At 68.5% G+C, this 19,588-nt stretch carries 17 protein-coding genes and 2 pseudogenes; 12 read left to right on the forward strand and 7 right to left on the reverse strand.

Going from position 1 to position 19,588, the window contains the following annotated elements; genetic code table 11:
• Positions 1-420: 420 nt before the first annotated feature.
• Positions 421-1,245: an SAM-dependent methyltransferase gene (locus K1T34_RS49220; RefSeq protein ID WP_220241641.1), complete on the reverse strand. Its 825-nt coding sequence runs from the start codon at positions 1,243-1,245 to the stop codon at positions 421-423.
• A 538-nt stretch (positions 1,246-1,783) separates the two neighbouring features.
• Between K1T34_RS49220 and K1T34_RS54340 the strand changes: the two are divergent.
• Together K1T34_RS54340 and K1T34_RS55040 are read left to right on the forward strand one after the other, a co-directional pair.
• Positions 1,784-2,931 (forward strand): annotated as a pseudogene (locus tag K1T34_RS54340) (hypothetical protein).
• A gap of 4 nt (positions 2,932-2,935) precedes the next feature.
• Positions 2,936-3,370: an ANTAR domain-containing protein gene (locus tag K1T34_RS55040; protein WP_220247815.1), complete on the forward strand. Its 435-nt coding sequence runs from the start codon at positions 2,936-2,938 to the stop codon at positions 3,368-3,370.
• Between the two features lie 23 nt (positions 3,371-3,393).
• Here the strand turns inward: K1T34_RS55040 and K1T34_RS49240 are convergent, their stop codons facing one another.
• From K1T34_RS49240 to K1T34_RS49255, 4 genes are all read right to left on the reverse strand, one after another.
• On the reverse strand, positions 3,394-4,587 hold the full coding sequence (locus tag K1T34_RS49240; protein WP_255638140.1) for an FAD-dependent monooxygenase: 1,194 nt from the start codon (positions 4,585-4,587) through the stop codon (positions 3,394-3,396).
• Between the two features lie 294 nt (positions 4,588-4,881).
• Complete coding sequence (locus tag K1T34_RS49245) at positions 4,882-5,433, reverse strand: hypothetical protein (protein ID WP_220241642.1); 552 nt, start codon at positions 5,431-5,433, stop codon at positions 4,882-4,884.
• Between the two features lie 79 nt (positions 5,434-5,512).
• Positions 5,513-6,199 (reverse strand): response regulator transcription factor, encoded by a 687-nt coding sequence (locus K1T34_RS49250; protein ID WP_220241643.1) that lies wholly within the window; start codon positions 6,197-6,199, stop codon positions 5,513-5,515.
• Positions 6,196-6,843, reverse strand: a complete 648-nt coding sequence (locus tag K1T34_RS49255) for a sensor histidine kinase (RefSeq protein WP_220241644.1) — start codon at positions 6,841-6,843, stop codon at positions 6,196-6,198. The genes K1T34_RS49250 and K1T34_RS49255 overlap by 4 nt, the downstream gene beginning before the upstream one ends.
• On the opposite strand from K1T34_RS49255, the gene K1T34_RS49260 reads away from it, so the two are divergent.
• The 8 genes and pseudogenes from K1T34_RS49260 (at position 6,796) to K1T34_RS49295 (ending at position 14,706) form a co-directional block, all read left to right on the forward strand.
• Positions 6,796-7,260: a hypothetical protein gene (locus K1T34_RS49260; protein ID WP_220241645.1), complete on the forward strand. Its 465-nt coding sequence runs from the start codon at positions 6,796-6,798 to the stop codon at positions 7,258-7,260. The genes K1T34_RS49255 and K1T34_RS49260 overlap by 48 nt on opposite strands.
• 255 nt (positions 7,261-7,515) lie before the next feature.
• The gene (locus K1T34_RS49265) at positions 7,516-9,117 is read left to right on the forward strand and encodes a carboxylesterase/lipase family protein (protein ID WP_255638141.1); all 1,602 of its coding nucleotides are present in this window, start codon (positions 7,516-7,518) and stop codon (positions 9,115-9,117) included.
• A gap of 768 nt (positions 9,118-9,885) precedes the next feature.
• Positions 9,886-10,069 (forward strand): annotated as a pseudogene (locus K1T34_RS49270) (IS481 family transposase); the annotation flags it as partial.
• A gap of 316 nt (positions 10,070-10,385) precedes the next feature.
• The gene (locus K1T34_RS49275) at positions 10,386-10,907 is read left to right on the forward strand and encodes a YbaB/EbfC family nucleoid-associated protein (protein WP_220241646.1); all 522 of its coding nucleotides are present in this window, start codon (positions 10,386-10,388) and stop codon (positions 10,905-10,907) included.
• On the forward strand, positions 10,904-11,218 hold the full coding sequence (locus tag K1T34_RS49280) for a hypothetical protein (protein WP_220241647.1): 315 nt from the start codon (positions 10,904-10,906) through the stop codon (positions 11,216-11,218). Before K1T34_RS49275 ends, K1T34_RS49280 begins: the two co-directional genes overlap by 4 nt.
• A complete protein-coding gene (locus K1T34_RS49285) occupies positions 11,215-13,005 on the forward strand; it encodes a WXG100 family type VII secretion target (protein WP_220241648.1) in 1,791 nt (596 codons plus the stop codon). Before K1T34_RS49280 ends, K1T34_RS49285 begins: the two co-directional genes overlap by 4 nt.
• A 200-nt stretch (positions 13,006-13,205) precedes the next feature.
• Entirely contained in the window at positions 13,206-13,367 is a 162-nt protein-coding gene (locus tag K1T34_RS49290; protein ID WP_220241649.1) for a hypothetical protein, read from the forward strand.
• A gap of 478 nt (positions 13,368-13,845) precedes the next feature.
• Positions 13,846-14,706, forward strand: coding sequence for a YihY/virulence factor BrkB family protein (locus K1T34_RS49295; RefSeq protein WP_220241650.1), 861 nt, complete (start codon positions 13,846-13,848; stop codon positions 14,704-14,706).
• A 367-nt stretch (positions 14,707-15,073) separates the two neighbouring features.
• On the opposite strand, the gene K1T34_RS49300 is transcribed toward K1T34_RS49295, so the two are convergent.
• Positions 15,074-15,739, reverse strand: a complete 666-nt coding sequence (locus K1T34_RS49300) for a DUF2637 domain-containing protein (protein WP_220241651.1) — start codon at positions 15,737-15,739, stop codon at positions 15,074-15,076.
• A gap of 1,362 nt (positions 15,740-17,101) precedes the next feature.
• On the opposite strand from K1T34_RS49300, the gene K1T34_RS49305 reads away from it, so the two are divergent.
• Positions 17,102-17,461 (forward strand): HPF/RaiA family ribosome-associated protein, encoded by a 360-nt coding sequence (locus tag K1T34_RS49305; protein ID WP_220241652.1) that lies wholly within the window; start codon positions 17,102-17,104, stop codon positions 17,459-17,461.
• Between the two features lie 366 nt (positions 17,462-17,827).
• Here the strand turns inward: K1T34_RS49305 and K1T34_RS49310 are convergent, their stop codons facing one another.
• Positions 17,828-18,487 carry a helix-turn-helix domain-containing protein gene (locus K1T34_RS49310; protein ID WP_255638142.1) on the reverse strand — a complete coding sequence of 220 codons (660 nt, stop codon included), beginning with the start codon at positions 18,485-18,487 and terminating at the stop codon, positions 17,828-17,830.
• A gap of 87 nt (positions 18,488-18,574) precedes the next feature.
• Between K1T34_RS49310 and K1T34_RS49315 the strand changes: the two genes are divergently transcribed.
• Positions 18,575-19,585: a zinc-binding dehydrogenase gene (locus tag K1T34_RS49315; protein WP_220241653.1), complete on the forward strand. Its 1,011-nt coding sequence runs from the start codon at positions 18,575-18,577 to the stop codon at positions 19,583-19,585.
• The last annotated feature ends 3 nt before the right edge of the window (positions 19,586-19,588 follow it).

A 19,588-nucleotide genomic window follows, 5' to 3' on the forward strand; every position in this document is an offset into this window, starting at 1 on the left:
ATTTCGGCCTTGGGCTGTACGTTGGGCTCGACGGCCTGAACCAGGATGGCGCGCCCGCATATCCCGGTGATCCGGACGGCCAGCCGACGCTGGTGGGCGTGCCGCGCCTGCCAGCCGTGTGGGAGCGCATGCCGCGCATGCACCGGGAGCCGGACACGGACAAGCTGAAGTGGGCAACCCGGCCCTGAGCTGCCGGAGCTGCTGCCGCCGAAGAAGTGATCAGCTGGCGCAGGGGTTCCAGCCGAGCCAGGTGAACACGCCCACCACCGCAGCGACGTCGCCGAAACAGCCGCTGGATCCTCCTGCCCGACTTCCATGACGCCGCCCGCGCCCAGGCCGTGCTCGAGGAGGGACCCTTGGCTCGGCGAAACCCAAAAGGGGCAGCGCGGTCACGTATCTGCCGCCGCGTCAGCGGCTCGGTTAGGGTTTGCGGCCCACGGCTGCGAGCAGGCAGTGATCGGAGAGTTTGAGTGGCTGCACGCGGGGGCCCCCGGGCCACCAGTCGGCTGGCTGTACCAGGCCAGGTTTGAGCAGCTCGAGTCCGGCGAGCATGGTGTTGATCTCGGCGCGGGTACGGAAGTGGATCCGCCCTGAGGAGGCGCCTTGATACACGCGCTCGATGTTACGGGCGACGACGCTGTACTCGTCGTCTTCGGGATCGAAGGCGTGGCTGAACACCACATACGATCCTGACGGCAGGGCGTCGAGATAATCACGCAGCACGGCGGCCGGGTCGTCGGCGCAGAAGTGCAGGCTCATCGAGTGGATCAGTGCGATGGGTTTGTCCCAGTCGAGCTCGCCGCGCACGGTCTGATCGGCCAGCAGCCTCGTGGGCTGGAAGATATCGCCGCTGACGAAGTGGGTTTGCATGTTGTCGGCCAGCAGCGCCCGGCCGTGGGCGAGCACCACCGGATCGTTGTCGACGTAGACCACGCGCGCGTCGGGGTTGGACCGCTGTGCGACCTCGTGGACGTTCTCGGCGGTGGGTAGCCCGGAACCGCAGTCGAGGAACTGGTCGATGCCCACGTCGCGGGCCAAGAAGCGCACGGCGCGGATCAGAAATTCTCGAGCGACGATGGCCAGTTCGGTCACCTCGGGCGCCACGGCTTGGACCTTGCGCAGCATTTCCCGGTCGACCTCGTAGTTGTCTTTGCCGCCCAAGCCCGCGTCGTAGATCCGGGCGGTGCTCGGCACGGTCGGATCGATAACCGTCGCCAAGTCGTCGTCGCGCTCGCTCATGACCATCAAAGTACCGCTATGCGGTTGCGCCGCGACTTTGACCGAGTGCCCACCGTAATGAGGGACCCGGGTGTCGTCCGCGCACGTTGCCCGACATCGTCGCCAGCGCTCTCGCGATCATCACAAAGCAGCCGTCCGCGCTGCCTGTGACCGTGCGGCGGGACCGGGCGCGCGGCCGGCGGCGACCTGGTGGTGTGCGCCATGAGGACTCGACAGAAGACAGGCTGATGCGGCTGCTCGCCGCGTGGCGCTGTGACGTCGACGCCCAGCCCCTCTCGGTGTCCCTGGACATTGCGGCGATGCGCCGCCGCGCGCGGGCAGGTCGCGTGCCACGACGCGCGCGATAGGTCGCAGGGCAGCTCGGCCTCCACCTGATGGATGGTGTGACCTGCACTTTTCCCGCGCGCAAGCAGGCTGCCGGAGTTACGCTCGCGCCCAGGCGCGCCGGTGTTACAGGTCCCGGCTGCCGGACCCGGGAGGCCAGGATGGCGACGTTATGCGAGCCGCGGCGGGCCGGCGAACCGGGCGTGGAGACCGGGTAGCCATGGCCGCGGTCCGGCCGCCGGTGCGGTTGCCGCTGGCGCAGTCCGCACGGGAGGTGCCGGTGTCGCGCCCGGGCTGGACGTGGGCGTACGAGACGAAGCTGGATGGGTGGCGCGCGGTCCTGTTCGCCGAGCTCGGGGTGCTGCAGTCGCGTCAGGAGAACAACCTGGCCGACCGCTTCCCCGAGATCGTGTGCGCGGGCGCCCAGTTGGGTGGCGTCGTGCTCGACGGCGAGCTCGTCGCGCTGCGGGACGGCCGGCTGGATTTCGGTGCGCTCACCTCGCGCCCCGCGGCGCGCGCGAAGGCGAGGGTGAGCATCTACTTCGCGGTGTTCGACGTGCTCACCACCGGACCTGAGGACCACGCGCGGTCCAACCCGTACCGGGATCGGCGGGCTCGACTGGGGCAGCTGCTCGCCGGTGTCGCGCCGCCGCTGCAGCTGGTGCCGAGCACGACTGACCGCGACGCTGCGATGGCGTGGATGCGGCCGGAGGCCAGCGATGTCGGGATCGAGGGGGTCGTGGCCAAGCTGCTCGACGCCCGCTACCGCCCCGGCCGGACCGATGCGTGGGTGAAAGTGCGGCAGGTGACCGTCGTCGACGCCGTCGTCGTCGGCGTGGCCGGCAATCCCGAAGAGCCGAGCGAGGTCGTGGTCGCTCGCCGCGACACCGGTGGCGCGTGGCAGCAGATCGGGCTGTCCCTGCCCCTGGAGCCGCGGCTCGGCCAGCAGATCGGGGCGCGCGTCACCCTCACCGGCGAGCTCGCGGTCCGGTTAAACCTGCAGGTGTACTGCGGAATCCGCACACGCGACTCCAGCGCGCCCGCCGTGTACGCCAAACGCCTGGCGCGGCGGCTCGCGAAGGAAACGTCCGGCGAGGTGACCGCGGTGATGGCGAAGGCCCAGCGCAACGGCAAGGTGTTCATCGACTGGTCCCAAACAACCCAGCCAAGATCACGATCGCGCCCTACTCGCTACGCGGCCGCGCCCACCCCACCGCGTCCACGCCGATCACCGGGGACGAAGTCGGCACCTGCCGGCGCGCCGACCAACTGGCATTCACCGCCGACGACGTCCTCGACCGCATCGACGACCTCAGCGACCTGTTCGCCGACGTGGACACCACCAGCCACCGACACCCGAGTGCTTGAGCTCATGCACTGCACCACAGGCGATGCCCAACGACCGAGCAGGACTTCAACCTCGCAAGATTTCCGTGATATTCGCGGCCGCCTGTCTGACGAGTTCACCCTCCTTCCGCAAAGCCTCGAGGGCGACCACCGTCGTGGCAAACTCTTCGAGCGGCTCGACAACACCCTCGGCGCCCAGAACCTCTGCGCCGCTCAGGTAGACGCGTTCAGCGACCGGACCGAGCAGTACCGGCGCGTGTTCGCCACCCACGCCGCCGTCGCGCTCGTCGGCGCCCAGACCGAAGCGCAGCTGCACGTCGCCATCGAAAGCCGCGACGTCATCGGTATGGCCAAGGGAATCCTCATGCAGCGCCACGACATCGACGCAGTCCAGGCCTTTCGACTGCTCGTCGAATCGTCGCAGACCACCAAGGTGACACTGCACGACGTCGCCACCTGACGCGCCAGGCAGACCGGGCAGCGTCAGACCGAATCCCGGGCGTCCGGCACCCCGGCGTAGTCGGGCAGCTCGATGCCGTTGAGCGCGCGCTCCACCAGCGCCATGAGTGCCTCCATGTCGGGCTCCGGGGCCGGCTCGGCGTCCGGCCCGGGGACGTCGCGGCTGAGCGCGTGCAACCGGCCGATCTCCTGGTTGGCCTCGACGAACGAGCGCATCCGCCCCTCGTAGGCGGCGAACCCGGCCTTCGGGTCCCACCCGGCCGCGGCCAGCTCTCCGGCCAGGAGGTAGGCCCCGACCAAGGCCATCCCGGTGCCCTGCCCGGACAGCGGCGACGAGCTGAACGCCGCGTCTCCGAGAAGCCCCACCCGGCCGCTGGACCAGCGGTCCATCACCACCTGGGCGACCTGGTCGAGGTAGAAGTCCGGAGTGTCGTCCAGATGCGCGAGGATGCGCGGGGTCAACCAGCCGAAGCCGGCCATCCGCTCGCGCAGCAGGCGCTTCTGCGCTTCGATGTCACGGTAGTCGACGTCGAAGTCGGCCATGGAAAAGAAGAGCATGGCCATCGCCCGGGTGTCGTCCGGGAGGGGCCGCAGGCCGGCGGAGCGCCCGGGCTCCTGGTAGTCGATCACCCAGCGATCCACCCCGAACTCGTTGGGCACGCTGTAGAAAGCCAGCACCTGCCCGAGGTGGCGGACGAACCGCTCGCGCGGCCCGAAGACCATGTCTCGCAGCGCCGAGTGCAGCCCGTCCGCCCCGACCACCAGGTCGAAGCGCCGCCGTTCGCCGCCCGCGAAGACCACGTCGACGCCGTCCGCGTCCTGGTTTAGCTCGACGATCCGGTCGCCGAAGACGTACTCGACGCCGTCGCGAGTGTCGTCGTACAGCACCCGGGACAGGTCCCCGCGCAGGATCTCGATCTCCGAGATGTACCCGTCGCCGCCGTCGTCGTCCGCGCTGTGGGTCTGCAGCACGGTCCCGTCGACGTCCACCGTGTACGCGCCGGCCGTCTCCGTGCGGGCCGCTCGCACCGTCGCGTCCAGCCCCATCCGCCGGATGACCTCCCTGGTCACCCCGCGCGCGTCCACCGCCTGCCCGCCGGGACGCAGCCCGGGGGCCCGCTCCACCACGGTCACCTCCGCGCCCCGCCGGCGCAGCCAATGGGCCAGCGCCGGCCCCGCGATGCTCGCCCCCGCCACCAACACCTTGACACCGCTCACCGTGCCCCCACTCACCCGTCCGAATCTCAGTCCGGATTGTACGGTCGCCGGTGGGTCCGTCCGGCGATTTCGGCTCGAAACCCGTGAGTTTCCCCGAGCCCGCCCTTGCCTGGATTCGATGCTTCACGACAAGGCGCGGCAAAATAGGGCCAGCGCTGGGATCTTCCGCCCCAACCGCGCCCGTCGCGCGACCTCAGGGATCCCCGTCCTCGGTCGGCCACGTGCTGTGCGTGTGCCGGCCCTCATGGAAGGTGAACGTCGGTGCAGCATCGCTTCCTGACCCGCTCTCATCGGCTATCCGGATCGTGAGTCGACGGCATTCGAGCGGAAGCTCCCCGGCGCGTGCCGACCGGATGCCCGGGCGCGCCATGGCTTGTACACGCCGAGCGCCGCTGCGGCGAGGTACAGCGCGCAAGCGACGGCCGGAGCGATGACGAGTGTCGGGCCCGGCGCGTACAGCGTCGCGAACAAGGGCCCGGGATCGGCGCCGGGCGCGGTCGCCGCCGCAGCCTGGGCCGCGCGAGGGCGCAAGGCGAACCAGGCCAAGGGGAGAGCGACGACGCTGACCACCAGTTTCACCGTGGCCCAGCGATCACGCCGGAAACGCCACGGGCCCGCACGCATCAGGAGCAGGCCGGAGCCGATCGAGGCGAGGCTCACGGGCACCAGGAGGGTGTCGAGCAGCAGCACCATCACGAGGTATGACGCGTGCCGTTCGGCAGGGTCGGCTGCCGCGTGCACGCCGAGAGCCAGCAGCACGAGGTCCAGTCCCAGCCAGCTCATCGAGGACACGAGGTGAGCCAGGAGCGCGATCCGCCGGGTTCTCCGGCTGAGTGTCGGGGTCATGCCGCCAGCGTGCGGAACCGGTGGGTCCCAGCGCGTCGGCGCGGAGGAGCGTTTCCCGGCACTCCCCCGGGAGTACCGATCACTCGCCGATCCAGCCGGGGCGGACCAGCCCGGTCTCGTACGCGAGCACGACCAGTCCCGCCCGGTCTCGCACCGAGAGTTTGCCCATGATGTGAGAGACGTGGGTTTTCGCGGTCAGCGGGCTGACGAACAGCCGGGCGCCGATGTCCGCATTGGACAGTCCCGCTCCGGCAAGGGCCAGGACTTGGCGTTCCCGCTCGGTCAGCGCGGCGATCTCCGCTGCGGCCACCGGAGCCGGCTTCGTCCGCGCGGCGTACTCGGCGATCAGCCGGCGGGTGACGCCGGGGGCGAGCAGGGCGTCCCCGGCCGCGGCGGCGCGGACGCCCCGCACGAGCTCGTCCGGTTCGCTGTTCTTCACCAGGAATCCGGCCGCGCCCCGCCGCAGCGCTTCGAACACGTACTCGTCGAGGTCGAACGTGGTGAGCATGACGACGCGGGTCCCGCCGCACGTCGGGTCGGCGGCGATCCGCGCGGTCGCGGCCAGTCCGTCGAGGCCGGGCATGCGGATGTCCATCAGGACGACGTCGGGCCGCAACTCCCGCACGAGGGCGAGAGCGGTTTCGCCGTCGTCGGCTTCGCCCACCACGACGAGGTCCGGGCGGGTCTCCAGAAGCACTCGGATACCCGCGCGCACCAGTGCCTGGTCATCGGCGAGGACGACCCGGATCGCGCCCGGCGCGGTCACGGGGCGCCGCCGATCGGCAGGACGGCGGCCACCCGGTAACCGCCTCCGGGTACCGGCCCAGTCGTGAGCATCCCGCCGAACGCTGTGGCGCGTTCCCGCATCCCGGGCAGCCCGTTGCCGCCTCCGGCCGTCCGGCTGCCGGGACGTCCGCCGCCGTCGTCGGTGACAGTCAGCTCCAGCCGTCCTTCGGTGCAGGCCACGCGAAGCCCGACAGTCGCGCCCGCGCCGGCGTGCCGGATCGCGTTGGTGACCGCTTCTTGCGCGATCCGGTATGCGGCCTGGTCAACCGGAGCAGGCAGGACCGGCAGCGGGCCCGCGGTGTCAGTCGTGACGCGCAGCCCCGCCGCGCGCGCTCCGTCGAGCAGTTCGGCGAGGTCGCCGGGCTGGGAAAGCCGAGGGCTCGGACGGTACGGAGCGGCCCCGGCACCGGGCGAGCGGAGTGCGTCCAATGCTGCACGCAGCTCCCCGAGCGCGGAGTTGCCTGCGTCCTTGATCGCCGTCAGCGCCTGCTCGACGGCTCGCGAATCCCGCGGGAGCAGAGTGAGCCCGGCGTTGGCCTGAACCGTGATCAGGGCCAGCTGGTGAGCGAGAACGTCGTGCAGATCGCGCGCGATCCGCAGGCGTTCGTCCCCGGCGCGACGCAATTCCTGCTCCTGGCGGGTCCGCGCCGCACCCGCCAGTTCGGCCTCCCGGGCGCGGCGCGCCTGCCGTCGCACCCGGACGAGTTCCGCGGCAACGGCCAGCACGAGGAACCACGCCGCCAAACCGCCCCCGACGCCACGCTCGGCGGGTCCCAGCCCGGCACCGGAACGAACACGGCCAGCACATACCCGGCGACGAGAACCGCGTACGCGACCGGCCTGCTGCCGAGCACCACCGCGGCGGCGAACGTGACGATCAGCGGCAGGAACACCGGTGCGGGGGCCACGCCCGACGCCAGATCCGCCGCATACGCAGCGAATCCGATCACCACGGCGAGCGTCGGCCGCACCCGCCACCACGCCACGGCCGCACCGGCCGCCGCGGCCGTCACGCACCCCACGGCCCACGGCCCGCTTTGAAACGCGGCCGCCACTCCCGCCGCAGCCGCGGCGAAAGCCAAGCCGAGCAGCGGGTTACCGCCGCCCGGCAGACGGCGGTGCCCGGCGATTCCACGGCGAGGTGCCACCCGGCCATCGTCCGCGCGTCGCCGCGCTGACGCGTCCGCCTGGAAGCGCATTTCCCGCTACGCCCCTGGACGTACTCCCGGGGGAGCAGCCGGAGATACGCCTGTGACGCGACGCGGACCAGCCGCGGATCACCGCATGATGCCCGCCATGACCACTTTTCGAAGGATGTTCCGCGCAGGGCTCGGGGTAACCGCGGCAGCAGCGCTGCTCGCCTGCCTGCCCGGCTCGGCCTCGGGCGAGGCGGCCGGGCCCGATCTGGTGCAGGTCCACGACGGACAGCTGCGCGGCGTCGTCGCCGGCGAGCATCGGACGTTCGCCGGGATTCCGTACGCCGCGCCCCCGGTGGGCGACCGGCGATGGCGTGTGCCCGCACCGGTCCCGCACTGGCACGGGGTCCGGGCGGCCACCGCCCCGGGCAACCGCTGCCCGCAACCCGGCTCCGATCCGGCAGGCGGGCCGACAGTCATCGGCTACGAGGACTGCCTGTATCTGAACGTCACGACGCCCGTCATGTCCGGGAACCCGCGCCTGCCCGTCCTCGTCTGGCTTCCCGGCGGCGGATTCGTCAACGGCGCGGGCAGCGACTACGACCCGTCCCGGCTGGCCGTCACCGGCGACGTTGTGGTCGTCACCGTGAACTACCGGCTCGGAGCGCTGGGATTCCTCGACGAACCCGCGCTCCACGACACCTGGGCAGGCAATTACGGGCTCGCCGACCAGCAAGCCGCATTGCGCTGGGTCCGGGAGAACATCCAGGCCTTCGGCGGTGACGCCCACAACGTCACGCTCGCCGGCCAGTCCGCGGGTGCGTTCAGCGTCTGTGCCCAGCTCGCCGCGCCCGCAGCACAAGGGCTGTTCGACAAGGCGATCGTGCAGAGTGGACCGTGCGGCAACAGCTTCGTGTCGCAGCCGGACGCACAACGACGCGGCGGGCGCACCGCGGCGCGCCTCGGCTGTGCCGCACCCGCCGACGTCGCGGCCTGCCTGCGCGCCATTCCCGCAGCCGACCTGATCGGGCTGGACACCGACGACGCCTTCCGTGCGACCAACCGGCTCCGCGACATGCCCTGGAGCCCCGTAGCCGGCAGCCCGGCACTCCCCCGGCAGCCGCTCGACGCACTCCGCGACGGCTTTGCCGCGGGCATTCCGATCATCCAAGGCACCAACCGCGACGAAATGCGCCCGTTCGTCGCGCTCGACAACGACGCCCGCGGAAAACCCGTGACCGCTGCGGGCTATGCGGCCGCGCTGGGGGAGCTCTTCGGCCCCGACACCGACCGGGTGCTCGCGGAGTACCCGGCTGACCGGTTCTCGACGCCCGGAATCGCACTGGCCACCGCGCTGACCGGCCGCGGAGCAAAACTCGGCGCGTGCCCCGCGGCCCTCGCCGATCAGGCAGCCGCCCGGTACGCGCACGTCTACGCCTACGAATTCGCACAGGACGACGGCCAGCACATCCTCGACTTCCCCATGGGCGCCGCGCACAGCGCCGAACTGCCCTACCTGTTCGACGGAACTTTCGCCGGACCGCCCGCGGCCCCGCCGGACGCCGGGCAAATCTCCTTGTCCCACCAGCTGATCGGGTACTGGGCCGCCTTCGCCAGAACCGGCGACCCCAACGCCGACGGCGCCCCGCGGTGGCCGCGCTACCAGCCGACCACCATGCCGTCCTTCACCGCCGCCGGCACCCAGCAGATCGACTTCTCAACCGAACACCACTGCCCGTTCTGGCAGACCGTCCGACGGTAGCGCTCGCACCATCCGAGGAGACGAGAGAATGTTTCCCGACTCGGTACCAGATCACAAAAAAAGGTGAGGCAGAAGCTACCGGCGGGCGATCAGCGCGCGGCGTCACGACGGACGCCGCGCCGTTTTTGCCCCAGCAGAGTGGGAAGGGGCGAGAGAGATCAGGAAGAAGACCACATAGGACACTACGGCCAGCCCGCTCGTACGGGCGCGTAATTCCGGGGTGACGGGCATGGGCTCCAGACCCACCCAAAGATCATCGAGAGGTCGACAAGTGCGGTGCCGGTGCACACACCGAAGTCGATCTCATCGGGTCGATGCAGGTCCACCGCCGCCCCTCGGGTCGGCAACCACTTCGACAGCCGTGCCCGGCTTGTCGCCGCTCAATGATCGGTACTGACTTTATGTTTCTTCGCAGGTCAGAGCCGCATCGAGGGCGCGACGGTGAACATCAGCAAGTCCAGAACAGGCTGTTCAGCGTTCCCTCGGCCGCCGACAGACCACACGCGCCGACACTGCCCTGACCACGAATATCGAGCACCACGCACACCCACCCCACCCCCCGCACACCTACCTGGGTTGAGCCGATGCTCGCCAAGCCCGATGGCGGCCGGCTCCCCGTCGGCTCGAGGTGGGCCCACGAGCACAAACTCGACGGCTACGGCCGCGGTCCCGGCACGATCAGCCACCCACTGATCAAACGATCTGCCGAACCTGGCGTGGCAGCAACCATGTCCGCCCTCGAACTACACACTCCACAATAGACCGTATGTGCTGGCCCGCAACAGTATCCCGCCACTGGCGACACTCAGCCCCCTGATCGGCGAGGTGATCCGGGCCGGCAAGACCACAGCGGTGCGCTACGAACGGGACCGACCTGGCGAGCCGGCCCCGCATGGAGGTCAAGAAGACCGGCCGCATTCCCGACGGCGGCGGCACTCGAACACCACGGCGTACAGGTGCCCTCACCACGGCGCTGTACGCGCGCAGCAGACGACTGAGGAGGGCCTCGACAGGGCTGCCCAGACTTCGGTTGTCATCTGGGGCACTTTCGAGGCGGCTGAGTCATCTGGACCACTGCACGACGACAAAAGGACGTTAAGGACCTCGGCCGCCTCCGCGTCGGCCTTGACTCGTTGCTGGCGCGGGCATTTCATCACTCCCGGCGGCAACGCGGACGGTAGTTGGGCACGTGAGCGGAGAACTTCTCCGCTTTCGTGACAGCGTCCGGTTGCGTGCTGTCGACAGCGCGGTGTATTTGAAGGAGCAAGGTGGAGCCGAATCTGAGGTCCGGCGAGGATCTCCAGTACTATCTCGAACGACAAGCCAGTCAAATGCAGGAACGGGCATCCGCGTTACATGAAGCTTTCGCTGCGGCCGCCGCGACCGTGACTTCACGGGACGGCGCGGTCACGGTGACACTGGCGCCGAACGGTGCGCTGCGCAACATCCGACTCGGCAGGCGCGCGTGCGAGCTCGGGGAGGCCCGGTTGACGGCGGCGATCATGGAGACCGTGCGCCAGGCGCAGAGCCAGACCGCGCGCGCAGTCACGAACTCGGTGGAGTCCATCCTCGGTGGCGGCCAAGCGGTCGAGATGATGAAGAGTTTCCTCCCGCCGGAACCGGCGGCCTACGACGAGGTAGACCAGAACAAGTTCGTCGAGAACCCCGAGCCGGACCAAGCTCCCCCGCCGCCGAAGCCGCCCACGAACCCGCCGCCGGCGTCGAGGCCCGCACCGCGACGCCGCCCTGCCCGCGACGACACAGATGACGATGAGGTGGACCCGTGGTGAGCGGTGGATACGAAATCAAAGATCCCGCCGCGTTTGACACCTTCGGCGGCAAGCTGAACGAGCTTTCGGACAACGTGCGCGGCACCGGCGATCTTGTGGGCCACATGATCGCCGATCCTGGCCTGTTCGGCATTCTCGGTGGCCAGATCATCGGCATGGCTGCGAGCATCTACTGCAGCGGCGCGAGTCAAGCCTTCGCCAAATACGGCGAGGCTCTCGAGAAGCACAAGGAGAAGCTCGACCAGGCCAAGAAGGCCTACGAAGCCCAGGAGGATGGCGCGAGCGACTCGATCTCGAGGTACCAGCTGTGAGCGCCATCGAGGATAAGGAATCCTACAAGCCCAACGACTTCTGGCACAATCCGAAAGATACGATCACCGCCGACAACACCCGGACCAACGGCGCGGGAATCGTCAACACGATCGATGTCCTGCAGGCGGCCGTCCACAATAACGACAAGGTGACAGAGGGCATCGCGGGCGCCGGCCTCGCGCTCGACGTTCTCGGGCTGGCGATCGATCCGCTCGGCACCGTGTTCGCCGCCGGGATCGGCTGGCTCATCGAGCACGTCACGCCGTTCCGTGTGCCGCTCGACATGTTGATGGGTGACCCAGACGGCATCACGGTCGCGACGAACGCCATCGGCAACGAGAAGGACAAGGTCGACGGGTGGTCCCAGGACCTCAAGAACGACCTCGGCGCTCTCATGGACTCGTGGTCGGGTGATGCCGCGGACAAGTTCAAGGAGAACACGGACGGTCTCGCCGAGGGACTCACGGCGCTGGGTAATTCCCTCGAATCTGCGAAAAAGACCATGTCGATCTGCGGCGCTGTCATCGGCGCCATCCGAGGGATCATCCGTGACTTCATCGCCAGCGTACTCGGCGGCATTCTCGCGGGCGCGATCGCCGCGGTTGCGGCCATGCCATTCACGTTCGGAAGCTCGATCGGCATCTTCCTGGGCACCGTAGTCGCGACGGTCGCCATCGCGATGGGCAAGATCGCCACCCAAATCGCGAAGCTGACCAAGCAGCTCTCCTCCGCAGCGAAGGGGATCAAAGACCTCGGAAAGGGCACCCAAGGCTTGGGGGACGACGCTGCCAAGGCCGCGGATGACACCGTGCCCACATCCACCAGCGGCGACCACGACGCTCCCGCAAGCGGCGGCGGCAATACGCGGGCTGACGATGACCCCACATACAACCCGTGGGCAGACAACAACACCAACAGCAGCCACGACGTCCCACCACCCGTCCCGCCCAAAGACAGCAACGACGTTCCGCCGCCCGTCCCACCCAAAGACGGCCACGACACCCCCGAAAGCAGTGGCGGCGGCAATACGCGAGCAGACGATGACCCCACATACAACCCGTGGGCAGACAACAACACCAACAGCAGCCACGACGTCCCACCACCCGTCCCGCCCAAAGACAGCCCCAACACCCCCGAAAACAGCGGCAGCGGCAATGGCAGCGGCAACGCGCGGCCAGACGACGACCTCACATACAACCCGTGGGCAGACAACAACACCAACAGCAGCCACGACGTTTCGCCGCCCGTCCCACCCAAAGACAGCCCCAACACCCCCGAAAACAGCGGCGGCGGCAACAGTCCCGACTCGTCAGGCGGATCGATCTCGGGCAGGCTCGACGGCGGGCCCAACACCCCCGAAAGCAGCGGCACCGGCGGCGGCCACGATACCGGCAACACCGACGGAAACCCTGGCGATGCCCAGAACGCCGATAGCAAGGACAAGTCCTGGCTCTCTGACAAAAATACGGAAAAGACCCGCGACCTGTTCATGGACGGCGCAAGGAAATACGCTGACGAGCACCCAGAAAAGAACATCACAAGTCAGCAGCTTGACGATTTCGGGTCCAAGATGGACCGGATCCTCAAGGTGATGGATGGGGGCCCGCCAGCGCTCGAAAAGGCGGGCGTGGACCCCCAAATCGTGGAAAAGGTTGAAGACACCATCAAGACTTTCACCGATTCGACTCACAGCGGAACGGCGTTCATAACGAAGAGCACTATCGACTTTATCCGGTTCGGAGCATTCCCCGCAATGCAGGCCGCGGGCATCTTCCCCGATGAATGAGGGGTAAGAACGCGTGAGTGTTGCCCTGGGTTCGGGTGTCCTCAATGGACATCCGGACCCAGGGCTTACCAAAACACTCCAGGAGACCGACCCGTCGTAGCCGTAGCCGGTGGTCTGGCCGGATTTGGCCGACGAAGCCAGCTGACCGCGCGCGTCCCAGGTGTAGGTGGTGGTGCCGTCCCCGCGGCGAGGTCGACGACTTGGGCGAGGTGACCTTCGGAGCTTCCGGCGCCGTCGAGCTCGTCGACGAGATCGCGCGCCGCGCCTGGCTGTCGGGCGCCTACCTGCTCGCAGTCCGCCACGAGGACGTCCCCGGCGGCGGCGACGTCGCCGCGACCTTGAGATACGCGCCGACGGCGTGACCGCGGACCGCTCGCCACCTGCGGTGACTATCGTGCCGGTTGACCACCCGCAGCACCGAGTACAGCCGGTGAACGGGCGCGTCGCGAGCCGCCAGGTTTCCCATCTCGATACCTCGCCGATGTCGTCTACCAGCAGCTCACCAACGACACGCCCACACGCCCGAACACGTTGCGCCAAACCAACCGCCGCTTGACACCAAACCCCGGGTGGTCCTCATTCCAAGATCATTAACCTTCGTGTCGTTCGTGTTCGCAACCTCGCACGACCACCACCGAGACCACCGCTGACACATCACCCTTCCAGGGTGAGAAACGCCTCGCTACGCGCCCGGGCCCGGGGTCTTGGCGCGTCGCTGCGGCAACGGGTGTCGCACAAGACGATGGGGATGGAGGGACGCAGTTCGAGGTCTCCACCCTCCCGGACGAGGTCACGCCGACGAAGCCGGCGCAGACTTGGCGAAAGGAGGTGCATGAGCGCGTGACAAAGTCGGCTCCGCTGGTTCGCGCGCTGCGCAGCCGAGTCGAGGCCGCCCTGCGGGTCACAGCCGAGGACCAGCTACCCGACCGAGCCGCAGCACTGACCTACTTCGGCCTGCTGGCGATCTTCCCGGCGCTCATCGTGCTGGTCGCAATTCTCGAGCTGACCCTGCGCTCCACTCCCGACACCGACGTCGTCGTTGATGGTTTTGTCGAGCTGCTGCCGGCCGGCGCCGCCGGGGTAGGCCCGGTTCTGCGCGACGCCCTGCGCGACCGCACCGCGGCCGGAACTGTCGTGGGGGTCGGACTGGTCGCGAGCGTGTGGGCGGTCTCGGGCTACGTCGCCGCCTGCCAACGCGCGATCGGCGGGATCCGCGGCGTGCCAGACACCCGACTGCCCTGGGTCGCCAAGTTCTCGCGGCTTCCGCTGACTCTCCTGATGCTCGCCCTGCTGGCCGGGATCACTCTCGCGCTGCTGGCCAGCGGTCCGCTCGGCGCCGCCCTCGAGCGGGCGGTCGGGCTGCCCGACCTGGTCGCGCGCCTTTGGCACGTACTGCGCTGGCCGCTGTTGTTCGCAGTGCTCCTGATCTTCTTCGGGCTGCTGCAGCGGGGGCTGCCGGCCACCCCGGGAGCCCCGCGCGGGCGAGCTAAATGGGTGAGCCGGGGCGGCGTTGTCGGCGTGCTGCTCTGGCTCGCCGGCTCCGGCGCGTTCTCCTGGTACAACGCGAACTTCGCCACTGGTGGCTACGGCGCGCTCGGCACTGTGGTGATCTTTCTCGCGTGGCTATGGGTGGGCCACTTCGCCCTGCTGATCGGTGTGGAGATCGACCTCCGGTCAGTCAGGTGCACCATCAAGAAGTGAGCCTCAAACTCCGCGCCATGAACACTGCCGGCTCGACCACACCCTGACCAACCCAGCAGCGCTCCCGCCGCTGCCGGCCCACCGACTAGAACAGCGCCGACACAACATCGCCCGCCTCCTCGCCGACGCCGACTCACCTGTGGAGACACCGTGATCCGCCGCCGCGCCGGGCGCTCAACGCAAGTACGGTGCGCAGCTACGCAGGGAAGGTGCGCTCGTTGGCCAGGATGAACCGGTAGTCCGCGCTACTCACCTTCGGTGTACCCCGCGCGGCACCGCGCAGGCCCACCGTTCATCGGCCTACCGGCGCAGGCGCCTGGGTGCAACTCACGCGACTTCTAGCTGGTCCGTCCATCTGTGGAGCTAATCAGTCGACGCTGGCAACGCTGACTTCGGACCGCGGACTTCGAGGGATCTTCTTGGCCGCTCGCCACTGGCGCAAGACCCGCCGACCGTAGTTGTGCGTACCGGCCACCCGATCCAACTCGGCACCATTCGGAGTCCGACCGCCGGCTGCTTCACGCAGGTAGTGCTCCCACATCCGCTGCTCGGCCGTCATCCCGCCCGCTGTGGACGGATGCGAGACCGAGTGCAAGCCGACAATCTCGGCGGTCTCGTGACCCGACTCGTCGTCGAGACAGCGTTCGCTCCGCTCTCGGCGTGCGGAAGCCGTCTCGGAGCCAGTCTCGACCGCTGTCCGGCGCTTCAGTGCGCCGTTGAGCAGTTCGACCGCCAACAGCAACACCAACGGAGGACAAGCAGCCACCGTCACCTGAAGCGCGCGCAGCATCGGCGCCGAGCCGATGTTCGCCACCAGCGACAAACAGATGCCGAACACGAACGCCAGCCACGCCACCCGACGACCCTCCGGCCGAGCACCATGGTGGCTCTTCCACAGCTCAACCGTTGCGATCGTCAGCAAGCCGTCAACGAGCAGCGGCCAGATCGACGCCGTAACCCCGTCCGCACCGAACCGGAGCGCGAACCCGCGTCCGTGCCGATACGACGCATACGCCGCGCCGAGCGCAACCAAGCCGGTGCAGACGCACTGAATCGACAGAGCAAGGTCTTGAGCAGGCCAGCTTCGTCCAGGTGCGCGAGCGACGCCACGCCGACCACCAAAAATGATCCGGACCGGGCAACACCACCCGGCACCCGCGAGCCCGAGAGGTCGGAAACACGACGGCAGACGCCGGCACACACCAACACCGCAGGCACCCGACAGCCCAGGAAAACGACGCTCTCCGGCATCACTCGGCACCGTCCGACAGGTCAGGCCGCGAACTCTTAACCAGCGGTTTCAAGAACCCGTGCTTTACTCTCCGACGGAGGGCTCGAGCCCGAGGCTTTGCGCTCCGAAGGCATGGTGAGACCTGGGCAGTCACCAACGAGTCGCCGGCGTTGGAGCACTTTCCGACCGTAGTTGCTCGTACCGGCGAGTCGATCTAGGTCTGCGCCCGTCGGGATGCGTCCAGCGGACCGCTCCGCCAGGTAGAACGTCCGCATCCGCTGCTCAGCAGTCGCCATCGCCAACTGCTGGTCTTCAACATCGCCTGACGCCGCGCCCGGCTCCGGCTCCGCGACGTCAACTGGCGCAAGCGCACCATCCGGCTGTGCGCCGACACGAACACCCACGTTGTGGGCTACCCGATGCCGCTTCAGCGTCCACGGCGCTCTTGGTGACCGCCGCGGACCGACAGCGGCCATCACAGACGTCCACGGATGGACCAGGACCCCGCGCACTGGCGGCCAGCCCTTCGCCAGTCACCAGAGTTCGGTCACGCGGCAACTGACGCCCCGGGCCTCCGCCAACTCGACGGCTGGTGACACCAGCCCATGTGGCGCCGGCACCACGGCACTTTCTCGTGCGGCGGCATGGATCGGTTTCGTGTTCGGGTCGGTCATGGCGATCGCCGCCAATGTGCTCCACACCTGACTCGCCACCACAGCCACACACCTGGCACTGGACACTCGCCCGGCACGAAGAAGCAAGAACCGTCGCACTCGGTTCCGCCATCATCAGCTACAGCCCCCTCCACGCGCTCCTCCTCGCGTGGGATAACACCGTCGGCCCACTCGCGCTCGACGCCTCATGACCGTCTCCGGATTCTCACTCCTCGGTCACGACCGGCAGACACTGCCAGTCGCCGCCCGACCGCACGCCGGGCAACGCGACGGTCTAGTTACGGCGGTTGAGGCCCGTGACGCGCAACCGCGCACCAAATGAGACTTACCAAAGACATCGACAACGTGTCGGATACCGTGGACGAGCCACGACTCCGACAGCTAGGCCCCTCAGTGGAGAACTCGACCACGGGACCAGCGGCTTACACTGTCGTGCGATGTCCTTCTCATTGTCACCGCTGTGCTCGCGTGTGCAGAAAGGAACCAGGGAATGCAGATCCAGATCAGCACAGACAGAAACCTGCACCGCGACGCGGAGCTGATTCAGAGCTTCGAGACCGCGCTCGAATCAAAGCTCGCACGGTTCAGCGACCGCCTCACCCGCCTGGACGTCCACCTGAGCGACGAAATGGGCGGTGGTACCGATGGGGAAGACCTGCGGTGCGTGATCGAAGCCTTCCCCATCGCGCGAGAGCCGGTCGTCGTCACGAACCGCGCCGGCTCGGTGGACGACGCGTTCAACGGCGCAGTGTCCAGGATCGAGCATGTCCTCGCCACCCTGTTCGGCCGCACCAGCCACCACAAAGGAGGCGAGTCCATCCGGCACATGCCGAGCGACAACCAACGCTGAACCGTGCGGCTCTGCTCAGCGCCCAGGTGCCACCCTCGCCGTCCTCCTCACGCGACGCCGAATCGACGTACTCCTCGACATCGACCGGGTCCTGCTTCCTTCTCACCCGAACCAGCCCGACCGGCCACCGCGACGTTGATCGCGATCGTTTCCGGCACGTCCAAGCGCGGCCGACAAGAGGCTCGGCGACGAACGCGCAGCTCTCTCTTCCTCGCGGACGGCGTCCCACAGCGAGGGGTGCGTCATGTGTACCTCCGTTGAATCAAACTGAATCAACGTCATTGATTGCACGAATCGCCGGTCGACAGTGCACAGCAACCAGAACCTCCGCCGTGAGCCCGCCACCACGGCGATCCAAGCCAGCGGTCAGGTGGTACTGCCCAAGAGTGCCGGCGCGGGAAAGCAGTGACTGAGGCGGGCGAAGCCCGCGCGGTCACCGATGATGGTCAGCTCGCCGGTGTCTTCGAATGACTTGGGGTCGCCGCCCCTGCCCAGAGTGGCCCGGAGGGCGCCGACCGTGCCGGTCGCGCGAAAGTCGACGTCGCCGACGGCGCCCTGTTCGACCTGAAGGCCATTGGTGGACGCGGTGAGGGTGAAGTTCTCCCGGCCGATCGTGAGTACGGCGGTCGTGGTCGCGCCCATGCGCGCCGGTTCGTAGAGCGCGCTGAAACCCAGCAGCAGCGCGGCAGGGCTCTGTTCGGCCCCGGGCGGCGCGGGCTGGAGGACACCCCACCGGGACAGCTCGATGAGCACGGGCCGCAGCTGAAGCCCACGGGTGGTGAGGCGGTAGGCCGGGGTGTTGGCCGGCGGGTCGAGCAGAATCCGCTCGACCAGTCGCGCCTGCTCCATCTCGCGGATGCGGCGGGTCAGCACGTTCTGGCTGATGGTCGGCAATCCGCTGCGCAGGTCGCCGAACCGCTTCGGCCCCAGTAGCAGCTCCCGGACGACCAGCAACGTCCACCGCTCGCCGACCACGTCCAGTGCGCGAGCCATCGCGCACGCATCGTCGTAGCTCCGCTCCGTCACAAACGCACACTACCAGAATCGCTCCTGATGGTGCTAGCTTCAAACTAGCCAGTGCTAAAGTAGCACCAACAACGCCAGGAGCTCCCCATGACCACCACGCGAGGCCTGCGGTTCGACTCCCTCGGCGAACCCGCCGACGTGCTCTCCCTCGTCGATCTCGACCTGCCGGCTCCCGGGGCCGGCCAGGTCACCGTCGATCTGGAGGCCGCCCCGGTCGACCCGGCGGATCTGAACTTCGTCCGCGGCCGCTACGGCCTGCAGCCGGCACTTCCCTCCGGGGTGGGCCAGTCCGGTGTCGGCCGCATCTCGGCCGTCGGCCCGGAGGTCGCCGCCGGCGCCTACGGGCACCGGGCAGGCGACCGGGTCTTGATCATCCCGACCGGCGAGCAGTTCTCCTGGAGGAACCGGGTCAACGTCGATGTTGCGAACGTCGTCGCCGTTGACGGGGACGTCGACCCGGTGCAGCTCTCGGCCGTGGGCGTCATCCTGATCACCGCCTATCAGCTGCTCGACCACGGCACTCTCGAGAAGGGCGACTGGGTCGCGCAGACCGCGGCCAACTCCGCGGTCGGCGGCGCCGTGATCGCCCTTGCCCACCAGCGGAGTCTGCGCACGCTCAACATCGTCCGACGACCGGAGGCCGTGCAACTGGTCGATGAACGAGCCGACGCTGTCCTGGTCGACGACGACGACCACCTCGCCGAAGGCATCACCGCCGTGCTCGGCGAGGAGAAAATGCGGCTGCTACTCGCCGCGACCGGTTCCGCGGTGCCGACCGCCATGCATTACCTCGGATACAACGGCACCGTCGTCGCCTACGCGGCACTTGACCGGCAGCCCATCGCGCTCCCGCCGCTCGCCTTCGCCAACCTGCACGTACACGGGTTCTGGATGCTGAACTGGCTCCGCGACACCGACCGTGCCGAGGTGCACAACGCCTACCGCGCTGTCGCGGACCTGGTCGCCCAAGGGGCGGTCCGGACGCCGGTCGCGGCCACCTACCCCCTCGAGGAATTCGCGACAGCGCTCGCCCACTCCGCGAAGACCGGCACCGACGGCCGCCAAGGCAAGGTCTTCTTGACATTCGCGCAGTCCTGATCC

The organism is Amycolatopsis sp. DSM 110486 (genome assembly GCF_019468465.1).
Classification (GTDB): domain Bacteria; phylum Actinomycetota; class Actinomycetes; order Mycobacteriales; family Pseudonocardiaceae; genus Amycolatopsis.

What these genes read in the sequence shown, in the direction of transcription:
- K1T34_RS49220 (WP_220241641.1), bottom strand. Translation starts at nt 1,245, where the DNA reads ATGGTCATGAGCGAGCGCGACGACGACTTGGCGACGGTTATCGATCCG.
- K1T34_RS55040 (WP_220247815.1), top strand. Translation starts at nt 2,936, where the DNA reads ATGCACTGCACCACAGGCGATGCCCAACGACCGAGCAGGACTTCAACC.
- K1T34_RS49245 (WP_220241642.1), bottom strand. Translation starts at nt 5,433, where the DNA reads ATGACCCCGACACTCAGCCGGAGAACCCGGCGGATCGCGCTCCTGGCT.
- K1T34_RS49265 (WP_255638141.1), top strand. Translation starts at nt 7,516, where the DNA reads ATGACCACTTTTCGAAGGATGTTCCGCGCAGGGCTCGGGGTAACCGCG.
- K1T34_RS49305 (WP_220241652.1), top strand. Translation starts at nt 17,102, where the DNA reads ATGCAGATCCAGATCAGCACAGACAGAAACCTGCACCGCGACGCGGAG.
- K1T34_RS49315 (WP_220241653.1), top strand. Translation starts at nt 18,575, where the DNA reads ATGACCACCACGCGAGGCCTGCGGTTCGACTCCCTCGGCGAACCCGCC.